General features: G+C 65.0%; 20 protein-coding genes. 15 read left to right on the forward strand and 5 right to left on the reverse strand.

Annotation, left to right across the window (positions count from 1 at the left end):
- The first annotated feature begins 54 nt into the window (after positions 1 to 54).
- From EJC47_RS14095 to EJC47_RS14135, 9 genes are all read left to right on the forward strand, one after another.
- The gene (locus EJC47_RS14095) at positions 55 to 726 is read left to right on the forward strand and encodes an energy transducer TonB (protein WP_126848597.1); all 672 of its coding nucleotides are present in this window, start codon (positions 55 to 57) and stop codon (positions 724 to 726) included.
- A gap of 62 nt (positions 727 to 788) precedes the next feature.
- Complete coding sequence (locus tag EJC47_RS14100) at positions 789 to 1,139, forward strand: hypothetical protein (RefSeq protein WP_126848599.1); 351 nt, start codon at positions 789 to 791, stop codon at positions 1,137 to 1,139.
- Between the two features lie 2 nt (positions 1,140 to 1,141).
- On the forward strand, positions 1,142 to 2,128 hold the full coding sequence (ribD, locus tag EJC47_RS14105; protein WP_185867676.1) for a bifunctional diaminohydroxyphosphoribosylaminopyrimidine deaminase/5-amino-6-(5-phosphoribosylamino)uracil reductase RibD: 987 nt from the start codon (positions 1,142 to 1,144) through the stop codon (positions 2,126 to 2,128).
- A gap of 4 nt (positions 2,129 to 2,132) precedes the next feature.
- On the forward strand, positions 2,133 to 2,753 hold the full coding sequence (locus EJC47_RS14110; protein WP_033967562.1) for a riboflavin synthase: 621 nt from the start codon (positions 2,133 to 2,135) through the stop codon (positions 2,751 to 2,753).
- Positions 2,740 to 3,888 carry a 3,4-dihydroxy-2-butanone-4-phosphate synthase gene (ribB, locus tag EJC47_RS14115; protein ID WP_409574486.1) on the forward strand — a complete coding sequence of 383 codons (1,149 nt, stop codon included), beginning with the start codon at positions 2,740 to 2,742 and terminating at the stop codon, positions 3,886 to 3,888. The genes EJC47_RS14110 and ribB overlap by 14 nt, the downstream gene beginning before the upstream one ends.
- Positions 3,888 to 4,409, forward strand: coding sequence for a hypothetical protein (locus EJC47_RS14120; protein ID WP_126848603.1), 522 nt, complete (start codon positions 3,888 to 3,890; stop codon positions 4,407 to 4,409). The genes ribB and EJC47_RS14120 overlap by 1 nt, the downstream gene beginning before the upstream one ends.
- A 2-nt stretch (positions 4,410 to 4,411) precedes the next feature.
- Complete coding sequence (gene ribH, locus EJC47_RS14125) at positions 4,412 to 4,831, forward strand: 6,7-dimethyl-8-ribityllumazine synthase (RefSeq protein WP_033967591.1); 420 nt, start codon at positions 4,412 to 4,414, stop codon at positions 4,829 to 4,831.
- A 7-nt stretch (positions 4,832 to 4,838) separates the two neighbouring features.
- Positions 4,839 to 5,294 carry a hypothetical protein gene (locus EJC47_RS14130; protein WP_126848605.1) on the forward strand — a complete coding sequence of 152 codons (456 nt, stop codon included), beginning with the start codon at positions 4,839 to 4,841 and terminating at the stop codon, positions 5,292 to 5,294.
- Positions 5,295 to 5,351: 57 nt separating this feature from the next.
- Complete coding sequence (locus EJC47_RS14135; protein WP_126848607.1) at positions 5,352 to 6,725, forward strand: cytochrome P450; 1,374 nt, start codon at positions 5,352 to 5,354, stop codon at positions 6,723 to 6,725.
- A gap of 31 nt (positions 6,726 to 6,756) precedes the next feature.
- On the opposite strand, the gene EJC47_RS14140 is transcribed toward EJC47_RS14135, so the two are convergent.
- Positions 6,757 to 7,845 (reverse strand): alkene reductase, encoded by a 1,089-nt coding sequence (locus tag EJC47_RS14140; protein ID WP_033967557.1) that lies wholly within the window; start codon positions 7,843 to 7,845, stop codon positions 6,757 to 6,759.
- A 54-nt stretch (positions 7,846 to 7,899) separates the two neighbouring features.
- Between EJC47_RS14140 and EJC47_RS14145 the strand changes: the two genes are divergently transcribed.
- The 6 genes from EJC47_RS14145 to EJC47_RS14170 are packed head-to-tail and all read left to right on the forward strand — an operon-like array spanning position 7,900 to position 13,845.
- Positions 7,900 to 8,814 (forward strand): DMT family transporter, encoded by a 915-nt coding sequence (locus tag EJC47_RS14145; protein ID WP_126848610.1) that lies wholly within the window; start codon positions 7,900 to 7,902, stop codon positions 8,812 to 8,814.
- A 9-nt stretch (positions 8,815 to 8,823) separates the two neighbouring features.
- A complete protein-coding gene (locus EJC47_RS14150; protein ID WP_033967556.1) occupies positions 8,824 to 9,501 on the forward strand; it encodes a COQ9 family protein in 678 nt (225 codons plus the stop codon).
- A gap of 57 nt (positions 9,502 to 9,558) precedes the next feature.
- Complete coding sequence (locus EJC47_RS14155) at positions 9,559 to 9,846, forward strand: FeoA family protein (RefSeq protein ID WP_033967554.1); 288 nt, start codon at positions 9,559 to 9,561, stop codon at positions 9,844 to 9,846.
- A 1-nt stretch (position 9,847) separates the two neighbouring features.
- A complete protein-coding gene (gene feoB / locus EJC47_RS14160; RefSeq protein ID WP_185867677.1) occupies positions 9,848 to 11,722 on the forward strand; it encodes a ferrous iron transporter B in 1,875 nt (624 codons plus the stop codon).
- A 24-nt stretch (positions 11,723 to 11,746) separates the two neighbouring features.
- Positions 11,747 to 12,289 (forward strand): single-stranded DNA-binding protein, encoded by a 543-nt coding sequence (ssb, locus tag EJC47_RS14165; protein WP_126848612.1) that lies wholly within the window; start codon positions 11,747 to 11,749, stop codon positions 12,287 to 12,289.
- Between the two features lie 32 nt (positions 12,290 to 12,321).
- Positions 12,322 to 13,845: a PAS domain-containing protein gene (locus EJC47_RS14170; RefSeq protein WP_260591588.1), complete on the forward strand. Its 1,524-nt coding sequence runs from the start codon at positions 12,322 to 12,324 to the stop codon at positions 13,843 to 13,845.
- 3 nt (positions 13,846 to 13,848) lie between these two features.
- On the opposite strand, the gene EJC47_RS14175 is transcribed toward EJC47_RS14170, so the two are convergent.
- From EJC47_RS14175 to metX, 4 genes are all read right to left on the reverse strand, one after another.
- Positions 13,849 to 14,250, reverse strand: a complete 402-nt coding sequence (locus EJC47_RS14175; RefSeq protein ID WP_126848615.1) for a response regulator — start codon at positions 14,248 to 14,250, stop codon at positions 13,849 to 13,851.
- A gap of 72 nt (positions 14,251 to 14,322) precedes the next feature.
- Complete coding sequence (gene metW / locus EJC47_RS14180) at positions 14,323 to 14,925, reverse strand: methionine biosynthesis protein MetW (RefSeq protein WP_126848617.1); 603 nt, start codon at positions 14,923 to 14,925, stop codon at positions 14,323 to 14,325.
- Positions 14,922 to 15,347 (reverse strand): GNAT family N-acetyltransferase, encoded by a 426-nt coding sequence (locus tag EJC47_RS14185; RefSeq protein ID WP_126848619.1) that lies wholly within the window; start codon positions 15,345 to 15,347, stop codon positions 14,922 to 14,924. Before EJC47_RS14185 ends, metW begins: the two co-directional genes overlap by 4 nt.
- Positions 15,344 to 16,477 carry a homoserine O-acetyltransferase MetX gene (gene metX, locus EJC47_RS14190; protein ID WP_126848621.1) on the reverse strand — a complete coding sequence of 378 codons (1,134 nt, stop codon included), beginning with the start codon at positions 16,475 to 16,477 and terminating at the stop codon, positions 15,344 to 15,346. The genes EJC47_RS14185 and metX overlap by 4 nt, the downstream gene beginning before the upstream one ends.
- Positions 16,478 to 16,498 lie beyond the last annotated feature (21 nt).

The raw sequence follows: 16,498 nt of genomic DNA on the forward strand, positions 1-16,498 counted from the left end.
GTAACATTCTCTCCTGTCCGGCGTGCGACCGGACGCCATAGTGGGAGAGAAACGATGTACGCAGATCGTTATTCCAGCCGCCAAGGTCTCAGCCCCGGGGGTGTCGGTTTCGCGCTCGGCGCGAGCGGGGTGCTTTTATTCGGGCTTTCGCTGACCGCGCCCAATCTCGTCACCCGTCTGGTCGATCCACCGTTGACGACCATCAACATCCCGATCCCGACCGATCCGCCACCGCCCGAAAAACCCCAGCCTGCGCCGCATCTGAAGGACCCAATCCCGACCAACCCACCCCCGGAAACCGTCGATAGTTCCAAACAGCAAACCGCGACGGCCACCGGCATCCCCACGTTCAACATCGATCTTCCGCCCAAGACCGAAGTCGCCGTGGGCACTGGCGCTGGCGAGATCGGCACCGCCCCACCGCCGCATGTGCCGACGATCGTCGGACCCCAACTCGATTCGCGTTATGCCAACCTCTTCCAACCCGCTTACCCGAGCGACGAACGCCTTGCAGGCCGATCGGGCCGAGTCGTCGTGCGCGTGCTGATCGGCACGGACGGGCGCGTGAAGGAGGTGCAGCAAATCAGCGCCGCCAGCACCGCCTTTTTCGAAGCGACGCGCAAGCAGGCGCTGACCAAATGGCGCTTCACGCCGGGCACGCGCGACGGCGTTCCGGTCGAAGCATGGCGCACCATGGCGGTACGCTTTGAACTCGATGGCGAATAGCAAAGCGTGGTGAGGCGCGGCGGGGGTGGCATCGGTGCCCCGCCGCGCCTATCTGCTCTTCCATGAACTTCCTGCGCTATTTCTCTCCGCTGCGTGCCTGGCGCGATTTGCGCTATTACATCGTCACGCGGCAGCGGCATCAGCTCGGCTTTATGGGCGTCGCGCTGGCGCTGACCTATGTGATGGTGGTCGGCGTTATTTATGAATCGCGGATCCCGCCCAAGCCCTATCACCGCGACATCATCTATGTGCAGCAATGGCCCGCCACCCGCACCGATGCCGAAATCGTCGCGCAGCAGAAAATCGATGGCATCGAACAGACCAAGCGCGAAAACGAGCTGAAGCGGCTGCAGGCCGAGCGGCGCGCGCAGTTCAAGAAAGTGAATGACGGCCTCAAGGCTTACGGGCTCTGAGCATGATCGACGACCATCGCTGGATGGGTGCCGCGCTGGCGCTTGGCGAGCGCGGGCGCGGGCGCACCGCCCCCAACCCCAATGTCGGCTGCGTGATCGTGTCCGAGGGCCGCGTCGTCGGGCGCGGCTGGACCCAGCCCGGCGGCCGCCCCCATGCCGAGGCGATGGCGCTGGCTGAGGCTGGGGAGCAGGCGCGCGGGGCGACGGTCTATGTCACGCTGGAACCCTGCGCCCACGTCTCGCCGCGCGGCCCCGCGTGCAGCGATCTGCTGCAACTGGCCGGCGTGGCACGGGTGGTGGTCGCGATGGAGGACCCCGATGTGCGCACCAACGGCGCGGGTATTGCGCGCCTGCGCGACGCCGGTATCACGGCGGAGGTCGGTGTGCGCGCCGACGAAGCCCGCCGGGCGATGGCGGGATTTCTTGCCCGCCGCCTGCTCGGACGCCCACACGTGACGCTGAAACTCGCCGTGTCGCTCGACGGGGCGATGGCGCTGGCGTCGGGGCAAAGCGTCTGGATCACCGGGCCGCAAGCGCGCGCGCACGCGCACCTGGAACGCGCGCGCCACGAAGCGATTTTGGTTGGACGCGGGACCTTCGAAGCGGACGCTCCGAAGCTCGACGTCCGGCTCGCGGGACTTGAATCGCGCAGCCCGCAGCGAATTTTGCTGTCGCGCACCGAAACCGATGGCTGGACGCGCATCGCCGCGCCCGCTGACATCTCGACACTCGAAGCGGTCGATCACGTCCTGGTCGAGGGCGGCCCGGCGACCGCCGCCGCGTTCCTAGCCGGCGATCTGGTCGACCGGCTGTTGCTTTATCGTGCGCCGATCCTGATCGGCGGTGGGCGCACGCTGCCCGACATTGGCCTCACCGATCTTGCCGACGCGCATGGCCGCTGGCGACCGATCGAGTCGCGGAGCCTTGGCAGCGACCGGCTCGAGGTTTACGAGCGCGTCAGGGAGCCTGCACCGGGCGAAAGAGGATAGCGCGATGTTCACCGGCATCATCACCGATATCGGCACGATCGACCGGGTCGAGGCGCGCGGCGACCGGCGCATCTTCGTGCGGACGGACTATGATATGGCAGGCGTCGATCTTGGCGCGTCGATCGCCTGTTCGGGCGTGTGCCTGACCGTCGTCGACAAATCGGGCGCGGGCGAATCCGGCTGGTTCGCCGCCGACGTCTCCGGCGAAACCGTCTCGCGCACGCCGTCCGAACAATGGACCACCGGACGCCGCCTCAACCTCGAACGCGCGCTGAAGCTCGGCGAGGAACTGGGCGGGCATATCGTGACCGGCCATGTCGATGGCATCGGCAGTGTGGTGAGCGTCAGCGACGACGGCGATTCGCGCAGGATCGATATCGCGGTGCCCGCCGACCTGGCCCCCTTCGTCGCGAAAAAGGGTTCGATCACGGTCGATGGCGTGTCGCTGACGGTCAATGCCGTCGCCGACCATGGCGACACCTCGCATTTCTCGCTCAACATCATTCCGCACACCCAGGCGATGACCACGCTGGGCGACCTTCACCCCGGTGCCGCCGTCAATATCGAGATTGACGTCCTCGCCCGCTATCTGAAACGCATGGAGCATTATCGTGCCACAGCCTGAAGTCGCGCGCCTGCGCCATGGGTTCCTGTCGACCCCTGAGGAATTGATCGACGAGGCCCGCAATGGCCGCATGTTCATCCTGGTCGATGACGAAGACCGCGAGAATGAGGGCGACCTCGTCATTCCGGCACAGATGGCGACGCCTGAAAAGATCAACTTCATGGCCAAATATGGCCGCGGACTGATCTGCCTTGCCATGACCAGGAGACGCGTCGACGAGCTCGGCCTCGACCTGATGAGCCGCCACAATGGCACGCGGCATGAAACCGCCTTCACGACTTCAATCGAGGCGCGCGATGGGGTGACCACCGGCATTTCCGCCGCCGACCGCGCCCGCACCATCTCGGTCGCGATCGATTCGTCCAAGGGCAAGGACGAGATCGTCACGCCGGGCCACGTCTTCCCGCTGGTCGCGCGCGATGGCGGCGTGTTGGTCCGCGCAGGGCACACCGAGGCGGCGGTCGACGTCTCGCGGCTGGCCGGGCTCAACCCGTCGGGTGTGATCTGCGAGATCATGAACGAGGATGGCACGATGAGCCGCCTCGACGACCTCGTCACCTTCGCGCAATTCCACAATCTCAAGATCGGCACGATCCGCGACTTGATCGCCTATCGCCGCCGCCACGATCATCTGGTCGAGAAGCGCGCCGAAATGGCGTTCGAGTCGAAATGGGGCGGCCAGTGGAAGGCGATGACCTTCCACAACAAGGCGACCGGCGACGAAACGATCGCCTTGGTCAAGGGCAAGATCGACCCGGCCAAGCCGACGCTGGTGCGGATGCACACCGCTTCCTATTTCGTCGACATGTTCGGCGAGCAATCCGAACGCTCGGGCCTGCTCTCGCGCTCGATGGAGTTGATCGCCGAGGAAGGCGCTGGCGTGATCGTCGTGATCAACCGCCCGATGAGGGACCCGCTCACCCGCTTCATCAAGCTGCGCGGCGAAGGCAAGGGCGCGGGCGCGCCCGAGGTCGAGGAGCTGCGCGATTACGGCGTCGGCGCGCAGATCCTGGCCGAGCTTGGCGTTGAGGAAATGGTGTTGCTGACCAACACCCACCATGCGCTGGTCGGCCTCGAAGGCTATGGCCTGTCGATCGTCGACGAACGCACGATTCCCGGTACTGGAGGCGAATAATGCGCACCGGGATCGACGAGGCACACGATCCCAAATATGCGCATATCGAACGCGAGCGGCGCTGGCTGGTCAATCCCGCGATGCGCCCCGACCTGTCGGCGCTGCCCTATGTTCTGATTGAGGACCGCTACATCGCCAACACGCGGATGCGTTTGCGGCGGATGACGGCAAACACCAGCGGCGAGCAGGCGCTGAAGCTCACCAAGAAATACGAATGCAGCGATCCGCTCGCGCGACCGATTGTGACCACCTACCTGACCCAGGACGAGTATGCGCTGTTGGAGACGCTGCCTGCTGCCGTTCTCATCAAGCGGCGCTATGAGGTGGTGGATCAAGGAATCACGTTCGGAATCGATCAATTCCTTGGTGCGTTGGCACCGCTGGAACTCGCCGAGGTTGAATGGAGCGACGATACCGGTTTAAGGGCCTTGCCCTCACCCAGTTGGGCGGTCCGCGACATCAGCAACGACCCGCGCTATCAAGGCGGCGCAATTTCGCATTCTGGCATTCCCAAGGATTGATCGTGGCAAAGATTCTCATCGTCGAAGCCCGCTTCTACGACCATCTCAACGACATGCTGCTCGACGGCGCGCGCGCCGCGATCGAGGAAGCGGGCCATAAGCACGAGACGATCACCGTGCCGGGCGCGCTGGAAATTCCCGCCGCCGTCGCGCTGGCAGCGGATAGCGGGGCCTATGATGCCTTCGTCGCGCTGGGCGTCGTCATTCGCGGCGAGACCTATCATTTCGAGATCGTCGCGGGCGAAAGCGCGCGCGGATTGATGGCGCTGTCGATGGACGGGCTGCCGATCGGCAATGGCATTCTCACCACCGAGGATGAAGCGCAAGCGATCGTCCGCGCCGACCGCGCGCAGCTCGACAAGGGCGGTGCCGCGGCCAAGGCGGCGCTCGCCATGCTGGCGCTGAAGAGCCGCTTCGGCTGAGGCAAAGGTGCAGCCGCCCCCGCCTCGCTACAAGATTTTCGAGCGCGACGGGCGGCTGATCACCATCGATACCTGGGCGGACAAAACCACCGCCACCCCGCCGACCCCGGCCGTGCGACCGAGCCGCAGCCCGACCGATGCGCGTATCCCAGCGATGCTGGTCGCGGTCGCCGTGCCGGTGCGCGACGCAAGCGGCCGCCGCTTGCTGACCACGGGGCCAAGCTGGGATCAAAAGGGCCCGCGCGTGATCGCGCTTTCACCGCAGGGCGAACAGCGGGTCGGCAGGGTACTGCTGTTCGGCATCGTTGCCCTGGCCACCCTACTGCTCCTCGCCATCATCAATATCGAATGGATGCTGCCCTTTCTCATCATCGGCGTGGCGCTGAGCAGTGCGATCGCCACGGTTGGTTTGCCGTGGGTGGCGCGCTGCCTCGATTCGCTGGGCGAGACCACCGCCGCCTGAGGCTTCCATCCGCCGCGATCTTACTTATACTGGTGTCAATAAGTGGGAGAGCGATCGATGGCCTATGCGCACACCTATCGGGCGAACCCGCATTGGCTGCCCCGCCAGAAGCAATCCGCGATCCATGCCATTCCGGGCGAGGACGGTCTGCCGTTCATCGGCAATACCTTCCGCATGCTCCGCGACCCCGTCGCTTTCGGCAAGCGGATGATCGACACGTATGGCCCGGTGTTCCGCAACAATGCCTTTGGCGGCCCGACGGTCAGCTTGATCGGCCCCGACGCCAACGAACTGGTGCTGTTCGACCGCGACCGCGTGTTTTCGTCCGAACAGGGTTGGGGGCCGCTGCTCAACCTGCTGTTCCCGCGCGGGCTGATGCTGATGGATTTCGAAAAGCACCGCGCCGACCGCAAGGTGATGGCGGTGGCGTTCAAGCCCGAGCCGATGCGGCATTATGCCGAAACGCTCAATGCGGGCATTTCGCGCGCTGTGGCGACCTGGGGCAACAAACCCATTCGCTTCTACGACGCGATCAAGGAACTGACGCTCGATCTGGCGGCGGAGAGCTTTCTCGGCATGCCGCTCGGGCCCGAGGCCACGCGGATCAACCAGGCGTTTGTCGATGAAGTGCAGGCGTCGATCACCCCGATCCGCATTCCACTGCCGGGATCGCAAATGCGCAAAGGCGTGCGCGCGCGGGCCTATCTGATCGACCTGTTCGAGCGCGAGATTCCGGCGCGGCGGGCTGGCGAGGGCCAGGACTTCTTCTCGCAATTCTGCCGCGCGACCGGCGATGACGGCCAGCCGCTGCCAGCCGATGCGATTGCCGATCACATGAACTTCCTGATGATGGCGGCGCACGACACCATCACTTCCTCGGCAACCAGCCTGATCATGCTGCTCGGGCGCAACCCGGAGTGGCAGGAGAAGCTGCGCGCCGAGATCGCCGACCTCGGGATGAATGCGGAAGGGGCGCTGCCGTATAGCCAGCTCGACCGGCTCGAACTGACCGACATGGCGTTCAAGGAAGCGCTGCGGCTGATCCCGCCTGTGCCCTCGCTGCCGCGACGGTCGATCAAGCCGTTTGACTTTGGCGGCTATCACATCCCGGCGGGCACTACGGTCAGCGTGAGCGTGGCCTATACCCATACCATGCCCGAGCTGTGGCCTGATCCGCAGCGCTTCGACCCGTTGCGCTTCACGCCCGAGGCGGTGCGCGCCCGCCACAAATATGCGTGGGTGCCCTTTGGCGGCGGCGCGCATATGTGCCTGGGGCTGCATTTCGCGACGATGCAGATTCGTATCCTGCTCGCGCAATTGCTCAGCCGGTATCGGATCGAACTCGACGAAGACGCGGGGGCACAATGGCAAGCCTGGCCGATTCCGCGGCCGAAAGACGGCTTGCCCTTGCGCTTCGTGCCGCTGGCCTGACCCCTCCCGTTTCCGGGAGGGGCCACCGGCTTCAGGCCGGTGCCGTTTCCAGCGCCGGATAGTCGATATAGCCTTCCGCGCCCTGGCTGAACCACGTCTTGGGGTTGGACGGGTTGAGCGGTGCCCCCGTGCGCAGCCGTTCGGGGAGATCGGGATTGGCAAGGAAGGTGCGCCCGAAGGCGACGGCATCGGCAACGCCCGAGTCCAGGACGTCCTGGGCTTGCTCCAGCGTCGTGTAATCCGAATTCACCACCAACGGCTTGGTGAAGACCTCGCGGATCGCCGGGCTGAGCTTGGGGACGTCGGTGCGGCCATAGGTGCCGTCGGGGCCCGGCTCCCGCAATTCGAGAAAGGCAATGCCGATTTCGTCGAGCGCCTTGGCGGCGGCGGTGAACAGCGCGCGAGGGTTGCTGTCATCCACCCCTTGTGAATCGCCATTGGGCGACAGGCGGATCGAAGTGCGGCCCGCACCGGCAACCGATACGACGCGCTCGGTCACTTCGCGCATCAGGCGGATGCGATTCTCGATCGACCCGCCATAGATATCGTCGCGGAAATTGGCGTTGTCGCGCAGGAACTGGTCGATCAGATAGCCATTCGCGCCATGAATCTGCACGCCATCGAAGCCGGCGCGGATCGCGTTGCGGGCGGCGTGTTCATAATCGGCGAGCAAGCGCGGGATCTCGGAGAGTTCGAGCGGCCGGGCAATCTCGAAATCCTTCTTGCCCTCAAAGGTATGCGCCTGCCCGTCGGTGCGGGTGGCGGAGGAGGAGACCGGCTGCACGCCCGTTACCGAGGAATGCACCTGGCGACCCATATGCCAAAGCTGGACGACAATATGCCCGCCCGCCGCATGAACCGAATCCACCACCGGCTTCCAATGTTCGACCTGTTCGTCGGTCCAGATCCCCGGGGCAAACGGCCAGCCCAACCCTTCGCGGCTGATCCCTGTCGCTTCGGTGATGATCAACCCGGCGCTCGCGCGCTGCGTATAATATTCGGCCATGATCTCGGTGGGCACGGCGTCGCGCGTGGCGCGTCCGCGCGTGAGCGGTGCCATGAGGATGCGATTGGGCGCATGGATCGTACCGAGTTGGATCGGGTCGAAGAGGCTGGGCATTGCGGACAAGTCCTTTTGCTGTGACGCACCATAAATAGGGCGCTACAGCGCGGCATGCACGACACCCTATACAAAAGAATAACTGTTACGCCTGCAATTCCAGCCAGCACGGTGGCGCTGCTGGCGGTAATTGTCGCCAACGCGGCCCTGGCCTTTGGGCCTTGGTTCGTGCGCGTGTCCGATACCGGTCCGGTCGCATCCGCCTTCTGGCGGATCACCCTCGCCGCGCCGATGCTCGTCGCGGCGGCCTCGGCGCGGGGATGGCGACCCGTAGCTGGTGTAGCACCCGTTCTGTCGCGCAGACTGTGGTGGATGATCGCGCTCGGCGGCATCAGCTTTGCCGCCGATCTGGCGAGCTGGCACCTGGGGATCCTGCGCACCACGCTCGCCAATGCAACCTTGCTCGGCAATTCGGCGACGCTGATGTTCCCGATCTATGGCTTTCTCATCGCGCGGGCGTGGCCGACGCGACTGCAGGGGTGTGCCCTGGCGCTCGCCGCGATTGGCGCGGGGTTGCTGATGGGCCGGTCTTACCAGCTCGATCCGCGACATCTCGCGGGGGATCTTTTGTGCGTGCTGGCGGGGCTGCTCTACACTGTCTATTTCATCCTCATGGCCCGCGTGCGCGCGGTGCTAGCCCCCCTCCCGGCGCTGGCGCTGTCGACGGTGGCCAGCATCGTGCCCCTGCTGTGCTTCGCCCTGCTGCTCGGTGAAAAGCTGCTGCCGACGCATTGGGCACCCTTGATCGGTCTTGCGTTGGTGAGCCAGATCGTCGGCCAGGGATTGATGATCTACGGACTTGGCCGCTTGCCGCCATTGACGATCGGGCTCGCCCTGCTGGTCCAGCCGATGGTTGGCACGACGATCGGCTGGGTCGTCTATCATGAACAACTCGGCTGGGCCGACTGGGTCGGCGCGCTGCTGGTTGCCATCGCGCTGGTGCTGGTCAGCCGCCCCGCGCGCGCCTAGATACCCCCCATGACAGACTCGATCGCCCCCACGCCGCTGGCCGATGCAACGCTCGATGAAATCCGCGCCGCGCTCGCGCCGCTGATCGCCGCCAATGCCGGGTTTGACGGCTGGGGCGATAGCGCGCGCGATCTCGCGGCGGACAGTGCAGGGGTCGATCGCGATGTCGCGCGGCTCGCCTTTCCCGGCGGCGCGGTCGATATGGTGGAGGCGTGGTTCGGCCATATCGACCACGCCATGCTGCATCGCGTACCCGCCGAGCGGCTGGCGACGATGAAAATTCGCGACAAGATCACCGCGCTGGTCGAGGCGCGCCTCGCCGAAACCGCGCCCGATCGCGAGGCCCTGCGGCGCGCGCTCGCGCTTCTCGCGCTGCCGCAGAACGTCACGCGCGGAGTGAAGCTCGGCTGGCATGCCGCCGACGTGATGTGGCGCGCCGCGGGTGATACCGCGACCGACTATAACCACTATACCAAGCGCGCGCTGCTGGCGGCGGTGTATGGCTCCACGGTCACGATCTTTCTGAACGATGAGAGCGACGGCTATACCGACACCCGCGCCTTTCTCGCGCGGCGCATCGCGGGGATCATGCAGTTCGAAAAGGCCAAGGCAAAAGTGGTGGGCCGCGCCGAACTGCGCCCGAGCCTGTCCCGCTTCATCGGACGGCTGCGTTACCCGGCGGTTTGAGAGTGATTCGCATTTAACGCTGGCGTTGCGCTCCCGTCATTGATAATCAGTCGCATCATGGATATGTCCAACCCGGTGAAGACTGCGTCGTCTCTTCCATTGCTCAGCCTCGAGTCGCTGCCGCAGCGGCAACGCGCGACGGTGTCCGCGATCGACTGGGCGCATTTGTCGACCCCGGAGGCGCGGCGCTTGCGCGAACTGGGTTTTGATGAAGGTGTCGGTGTCGAGGTTTTGCACCGCGCCAGCCTCGGCAAGGGGCCGATCGCGTGCCGGATCGGGCGGATGACCGTCGCGCTGCGCCGCGCGGTTGCGGGTGCCGTCCTCGTTTCGCCCGTTACGCGCTAACATGCCCCCCGTCCCCGGCGTCGCGCCATTGGTGGCGCTGGTCGGCAATCCCAATGCGGGCAAGAGCGCGCTGTTCAACGCCCTGACGGGCGCGCGCCAGAAGGTCGGCAATTATCCCGGCGTCACGGTCGAGCGTCATTCGGGCAAGCTGTCGCTGCCCGACGGGCGCATCGTCGATCTGGTCGATCTGCCGGGTGCCTATAGCCTCGAACCGTCCAGCCCCGACGAGCGCGTGACGCGTGACTTCGTGACCGGCACGCAAGTCGGCGAGCGTTTGCCCGATGCGCTGGTGGTGGTGGTCGATGCCTCCAACCTCGACAACCATTTGCGCTTCACGCTGCAATTGATCGCACTCGGGCTACCGGTGGTGGTCGCGCTCAACATGTTCGATCTCGCCGAGCGCGACGGGCTGACGCTGGATCCGGCGCGGCTGTCGGCGGAGCTCGGCGTGCCCGTCATCGCCACGGTGGCGGTGCGGCGGCGCGGCCTGGACGAGCTGAAGGCCAAGCTCGGCGGCGTCATTGACGAGGGGGCCGCGATCCGGCTGCGCCCGAGCGACGGCACGATCGGCGAGGACATTGTCACGCTGCAACGGCGCGCGCGCAAGATCGCGATGGCGGCGACGGTTGCGGAGGCCCCGGTGCGCCGCTGGACGCACGCGCTCGATTCGGTCGCCTTGCACCCCGTATTTGGGCTGATACTGCTGTTCGCGATCCTGTTCGTGATGTTCCAGGCGGTGTTTTACGCAGGTGCCGATCCGGCCGACGCGATTGCCGGCGGGTTCGACTGGCTGAGCGCGCAGGTCAAGGACGTGATGCCCGATTCGGTGCTGCGCTCGCTCATTACCGACGGCATCATCGCCGGCGTCGGCGCGGTGGTGAAGTTCCTGCCGCAAATCCTGATCATGTTCTTCTTCATCCTGGTGCTGGAAGCCAGCGGCTATATGGTCCGCGCCGCTTTCCTGATGGACCGGGTGATGGCGAGCGTCGGCTTGTCGGGCCGCGCGTTCATCCCGCTGCTGTCGAGCTTCGCCTGCGCCGTGCCCGGCATCATGTCGACGCGCACGATCGAGGACGAGAAGGACCGGCTGACCACCATCCTGGTCGCGCCGCTGATGACCTGTTCGGCGCGCCTGCCGGTCTACACGCTGGTGATCGGCGCGCTCATCCCCAACACCAGGGTCTTGCCCTTTGTCGGCTTGCAGGGGCTGGTGATGCTCGGCCTCTACATCATGGGCGTGGTCGGGGCGTTCGTTGTCGCCTTTGTCCTGCGCCGCACGGTAACCAAGGGGGCCTCTTCGGGCTTCATGATGGAAATGCCGAAATATCAGCTGCCCCGCGCGCGCGATCTCGCGCTCGGGTTGTGGAGCCGCGCCGAGATTTTCCTCAAGCGCGCGGGCACCACCATCGCCTTCACCACCATCGTATTGTGGGCGCTGCTGAGCTTCCCCAAGCCGCCCGAGGGCAGCCCGGTCTCGGCGGTGAATTATTCGGTCGCCGGGCGCATTGCCAACACCATCGAACCCGCTTTTCGCCCGATCGGCTTCAACCGCGACATCGTGCTGGCGCTGATCCCGGCAATGGCCGCGCGCGAAGTCGCGGTCGCGGCGCTCGGCACCGTCTATGCCATTGATACCGCAGGCGACAAAGACGAAGCCAAGATGGCGCAGACGCTGCACGCGCGCTGGAGCTTGCCGACCGCGCTCGCTTTCCTGATGTGGTTCGTGTTCGCGCCGCAATGCATCTCGACAATTGCCGTCACACGGCGGGAGACCAATGGCTGGAAGTGGCCTGCCTTCATGGTTGGCTATTTGTTCGCGCTCGCCTACATCGCTGCAGGAGCGGTCTATTGGGCCGCCATCGGACTCGGGCTTTAGCCCCGGACAGCGCAGGAAAAGACTATGGCGGGCGGCAGCGTCAACAAGGTAATCATCGTCGGCAATCTCGGGCGTGACCCGGAAAGCCGCACCTTCCAGAATGGCGGCAAGGTCGTGAACCTGCGCATCGCCACGTCGGAGACGTGGAAGGACAAGAATACCGGCGAGCGCAAGGAACAGACCGAATGGCATTCGGTCGCGATCTTCAACGAAGCACTTGGCGGCGTGGCCGAGCGCTATCTGCGCAAGGGCTCCAAGGTCTATATCGAAGGCGCGCTGAAAACCCGCAAATGGCAGGATGCCAGCGGCAACGACAAATATTCGACCGAAATCGTGCTGCAAGGCTTTAACGGCGTGCTGACGATGCTCGACGGTGCGCCCGGTTCAGGTGGCGGCAGCGGTGGGGCCCCGCGCGACGATTTCGGCGGCAATGACGATTTCGGCGGCGGTTCGGGTGGCTATGGCGGCGGCAATCGCGGTGGATCGCGCGGCGGCGGGGCCCCGGCCGGTGGCGGCGCGGCACGCGGCGGCTTTGCCGACGATCTGGACGACGACGTTCCGTTCTGAACCGAACGCGCTCTGCCGCGTTGGGCCAAGCAATGACCGATTTCGCCTCTCCCGCCATGTCCAACCGCTCGGGCTGGCGGATCGACGAGCGATTGCGCACCGCTGCCATCGCCGAATATGGCGTGGAGGCGCTACGCGACGATGCGGCGCTTACGCGAATCACGGATTTCGCGGCGGCTTTGTGCGATGCGCCGGTTGCCTTGGTCAGTATCGTCGAAGAGCATCGCCAGACCTTCCTGGCGCGTACGGGAGTGGAGCCGACCGAGACTCCGCGGGAAACCTCGTTTTGCGCGCATGCGATGGTGCTGGACGATATTCTCGAAGTGCCGGATGCGACGATCGATCCGCGGTTCGCCGATAACCCGCTGGTGACGGGTGCGCTTGGCATCCGCTTTTATGCCGGGATGCCGTTGGTTCGCGAGGACGGCCTACCGCTGGGCGCGCTGTGCGTGATCGATACGGTGCCGCGCCCCGGCCTGACCGAGCTTCAGCGCCAGGGGTTGCGTGTGCTGGCCGCCGACGTTCTGGCGCGGCTCAGCGACAATCGCAGCGCCGCGCAATCGCGTGCCAAGCTCGACGATAGCGAAGGGCGCTTTCGCGTGCTTGCCGACACCATGCCGCAGATGGTCTGGTCGACTCGAGCCGACGGTTTCCATGATTATTACAATGCGCGCTGGTATGAATTTACCGGGATGCCAGTTGGCTCGACCGATGGCGCGGAGTGGAACGGCATGTTTCACCCGGAGGATCAGGAACGGGCCTGGACGATATGGCAACACTCGCTGGCAACCGGCGCGCCGTATCAGATCGAATATCGCCTGCGCCGGGCCGACGGCCAATATCGCTGGACGCTCGGTCGCGCGCTGCCAATGTATGACGATAACGGCACGATCGTACGCTGGTTCGGCACCTGCACCGATATTCACGAACAGAAGGAAGCAAGCGAGCAGCGCGAAATCGTCGCGCACGAGCTGAGCCACCGCATCAAGAACATCTTCGCGGTAATTTCGGGTTTGATCAACTTGTCCGCGCGCAGCAATCCCGGCTTCGGCCCGATCGCCAGCGATTTACGCGAGCGGGTGACCGCGCTCGGCCGCGCGCACGATTTCGTGCGGCCGCACAGTGCGCAATCGCGCCCGTCCGTCTCTCAAAACAGCCTGCATGGCCTGCTGAGCGAACTGTTCCTGCCCTATCAACCCGAAGCCGCCCCCCGCATTTATGTGCAGGGCGTGGATTTCGAAATCGACGATCGCTCGGCGACGCCGCTGGCCTTGCTGTTCCACGAGCTTGCCACCAACGCCGTGAAATATGGCGCATTGTCGAGCGACGCGGGTGTCGTCGAGATCGCAACCCGCCGCGATGGCGAACGCGCAGTGCTGGAATGGCAGGAGCGCGACGGCCCGGTCGTCAACGTTCCGACCAAGACCGGGTTCGGCTCGCAATTGATCGAACTGAGTGTGGTTCGTCAATTGGGCGGGACCGTAGAGCAACGGTGGGAGCCGGACGGGCTCCGCGTGGCCATCGCCATTCCCAACCCGGCCCTGCGCCGCGACTAAGCCTTAATTGGTGAGCGGGACGAAGTCCGCGCTGGTGGTGGCGCTGGCGTCAACCTCCGCCGACGCGCTGGCAATGGCCGCCGCCGCCAGGATGGCCGCTTCGCTGAACGGCTTGCGGACATAGCCAAGCGCCCCGCTGGGATGCGCGATCTGTCCGGGATTGGCGGTGACGAAAACGACCTTGACCCCATAATCCCGCGCCAGCGTGCGCGCGAGTTCAGGGCCGGTCGGACCATCGCGGAGATTGATATCCACCAGCGCGAAGCTGCAATCGCGCGCGGCATCGATCGCCCCGTCGCGATCGGCTGCAATCGCCTTCACCGCATAACCGGCATCAACCAGAATACGTTCGAGGTCGAGCGCGACGAAAATCTCGTCTTCGACAATGAGGGCAGTGGCGGGCATGGCGTTTTTCATTCGGATAGGGACCTGGGACTATCTAACCCGGTATCGGGGGTGATGGTTCCTTGATCTCGCTCAATCCTTTCGGACAAGGCCCCCCAATTGGAACACAGCATGTTCCGCCAACAAATTGGCCTGCACCGACCCGGTCTGTTGATCGCCGGACAGGAACCACGCGCCCTGCACCTCAATCCCGCGCGCTTTCACAAAGGCGCGAAAGTCTTCGATCGTCACGTGATGGATGTTGGGGGTATCGAACCATTGCTCGGGCAACAGCCGCGTTACCGGCATCCGCCCGCCCCACAACAGCGACATCCGCACGCGCCAATGCGCAAAATTCGGGAAGGAGACGAAGGCTTGTCGCCCAACGCGAAGCAAATGATCGAGCACCACGTCCGGGCGGCGCGCGGTCTGCAAAGTCTGGCTTAGGATTGCGTAATCGAAGCTCGCATCGGGATAATCCGCCAGATCGATATCGGCATCGCCCTGGATTACCGACAGCCCCCGCGACACCGCCGCCGCCACATTCGCCGAATCCAGCTCCAGTCCGCGCGCATCGACACCCTTGGCGTCGCGCAATGCCGCCATCAGCGCGCCGTCACCGCAGCCGACATCGAGAATGCGGCTGCCGGGTGCGACATGGTCGGCAATGATCGCGAGATCGGGGCGCAATGTCATGACCACAGGCTCGCCGCAAAGACCGGATCGAGCCGTTCCATATAGTTTTCCGGTCGGATCGGCGCGTGAAAGCCGAGCGCCGCGTACACGCCATGGGCATCCCGCGTGACCAGGGCGATCCGCCGGATCCCTGCATAATCCGGGTGATCAACGTACCATTGCACCATCCGCCGCCCCAAACCCTGGCCGCGTACCGCCGAATCGACCCAGACGTCGGCGATCCAGGCAAAGGTCGCCCGGTCGGTGATCGCGCGGGCATAGCCCACCTGCACGCCATCCTGATAAGCGCCCAGGCAATGCGACCCCGCGATCGCGCGTTCGACCAGATCGCGCGCTATGCCCGGCGACCAGTAACTCGATGCCAGCCAGCCATGCACGCGCGCGACATCAAGCCGCGCTTTGTCGTCGGACAGCGTGATCATGCGCCCGCCCTCAAAAAACCGTCCACCACGCGATTCATCTCCGGCGCGTCGAGCAGAAAGGCATCATGGCCGTAAGGGCTCGACAACTCCACGAAGCTGACCGGCGCACCCGCCGCGTTGAGCGCGTGTACGATCGCACGCGAGGCCGGGGTCGGATAGAGCCAGTCGGTATCGAAACTGACCAGACAGAAGCGCGCCTTGGTGGCGCGAAAGGCGTTGGCCAAATGCCCGCCATGCTCCGCCGCGAGATCGAAATAGTCGGTCGCGCGCGTGATGTAGAGATAGGAATTCGCATCGAAGCGATCGACGAAGCTGATGCCCTGATGCCGCAAATAGCTTTCGATCTGGAAGTCGGCGTCGAACCCGAAGCTGATCGCGCCATCGGGCCGGTCGGGCCGCTGCTGCAGGCGGCGTCCGAATTTTTCGGTCAGCCCGGCTTCCGATAAATAGGTGATGTGCGCCGCCATCCGCGCCACCGCCAGGCCAGCCGCCGGCGGATCGCCGGTTTCATAATATTCGCCGCCGCGCCACTTTACATCGGCCATGATCGCTTGTCGGCCGACTTCGTGAAAGGCGATATTCTGCGCACTGTGTCGCGCGGTGGAGGCGATCACCACCGCAGCGCGGACGCGATCGGGAAAAGTGGCGGGCCAGCTCAATGCCTGCATGCCGCCCATCGATCCGCCGATCACCGCGGCCAGTGTGGCGATGCCCAAATGATCCAGCAACAGCGCCTGCGCGCGCACCATGTCGCGAATGGTGATGACCGGGAAGGCCATACCCCAGTGCCGACCCGTCGCCGGATTGATCGCCGCCGGGCCGGACGACCCCATGCAACTGCCGATCACATTGGTACAGATGATGAAATGCCGCGCCGGATCGACCGGCTTGCCCGGGCCAACCATGCGCGCCCACCAGCCGGGCTTGCCCGTCACCGGATGCGGCGAGGCGACATGCTGGTCGCCCGTCAGCGCATGGCAAATCAGCACGGCATTGCTGCGATCGGCATTGAGCGTGCCGTAGGTTTCATAGCCGATTTCGACCGGCGACAGCAGCGCGCCGCCATCCAGCCGCAGCGGTCCGGGCAACCTTACATGGCGGGCAAGCCCGAAACGCGCGTCCTCAGTCATTCCGCGCTGGTTAGGATCATG

It is taken from the genome of Sphingomonas sp. TF3 (assembly GCF_003985085.1).
Lineage (GTDB): Bacteria > Pseudomonadota > Alphaproteobacteria > Sphingomonadales > Sphingomonadaceae > Sphingomonas.

Excerpts from the sequence above, each read along its gene's own strand:
- EJC47_RS14095 (WP_126848597.1), top strand. The coding sequence starts at position 55 with ATGTACGCAGATCGTTATTCCAGCCGCCAAGGTCTCAGCCCCGGGGGT.
- EJC47_RS14100 (WP_126848599.1), top strand. The coding sequence starts at position 789 with ATGAACTTCCTGCGCTATTTCTCTCCGCTGCGTGCCTGGCGCGATTTG.
- ribD (WP_185867676.1), top strand. The coding sequence starts at position 1,142 with ATGATCGACGACCATCGCTGGATGGGTGCCGCGCTGGCGCTTGGCGAG.
- EJC47_RS14110 (WP_033967562.1), top strand. The coding sequence starts at position 2,133 with ATGTTCACCGGCATCATCACCGATATCGGCACGATCGACCGGGTCGAG.
- EJC47_RS14120 (WP_126848603.1), top strand. The coding sequence starts at position 3,888 with ATGCGCACCGGGATCGACGAGGCACACGATCCCAAATATGCGCATATC.
- EJC47_RS14135 (WP_126848607.1), top strand. The coding sequence starts at position 5,352 with ATGGCCTATGCGCACACCTATCGGGCGAACCCGCATTGGCTGCCCCGC.
- EJC47_RS14140 (WP_033967557.1), bottom strand. The coding sequence starts at position 7,845 with ATGCCCAGCCTCTTCGACCCGATCCAACTCGGTACGATCCATGCGCCC.
- EJC47_RS14145 (WP_126848610.1), top strand. The coding sequence starts at position 7,900 with ATGCACGACACCCTATACAAAAGAATAACTGTTACGCCTGCAATTCCA.
- EJC47_RS14150 (WP_033967556.1), top strand. The coding sequence starts at position 8,824 with ATGACAGACTCGATCGCCCCCACGCCGCTGGCCGATGCAACGCTCGAT.
- EJC47_RS14155 (WP_033967554.1), top strand. The coding sequence starts at position 9,559 with ATGGATATGTCCAACCCGGTGAAGACTGCGTCGTCTCTTCCATTGCTC.
- feoB (WP_185867677.1), top strand. The coding sequence starts at position 9,848 with ATGCCCCCCGTCCCCGGCGTCGCGCCATTGGTGGCGCTGGTCGGCAAT.
- ssb (WP_126848612.1), top strand. The coding sequence starts at position 11,747 with ATGGCGGGCGGCAGCGTCAACAAGGTAATCATCGTCGGCAATCTCGGG.
- EJC47_RS14170 (WP_260591588.1), top strand. The coding sequence starts at position 12,322 with ATGACCGATTTCGCCTCTCCCGCCATGTCCAACCGCTCGGGCTGGCGG.
- EJC47_RS14175 (WP_126848615.1), bottom strand. The coding sequence starts at position 14,250 with ATGCCCGCCACTGCCCTCATTGTCGAAGACGAGATTTTCGTCGCGCTC.
- metW (WP_126848617.1), bottom strand. The coding sequence starts at position 14,925 with ATGACATTGCGCCCCGATCTCGCGATCATTGCCGACCATGTCGCACCC.
- EJC47_RS14185 (WP_126848619.1), bottom strand. The coding sequence starts at position 15,347 with ATGATCACGCTGTCCGACGACAAAGCGCGGCTTGATGTCGCGCGCGTG.
- metX (WP_126848621.1), bottom strand. The coding sequence starts at position 16,477 with ATGACTGAGGACGCGCGTTTCGGGCTTGCCCGCCATGTAAGGTTGCCC.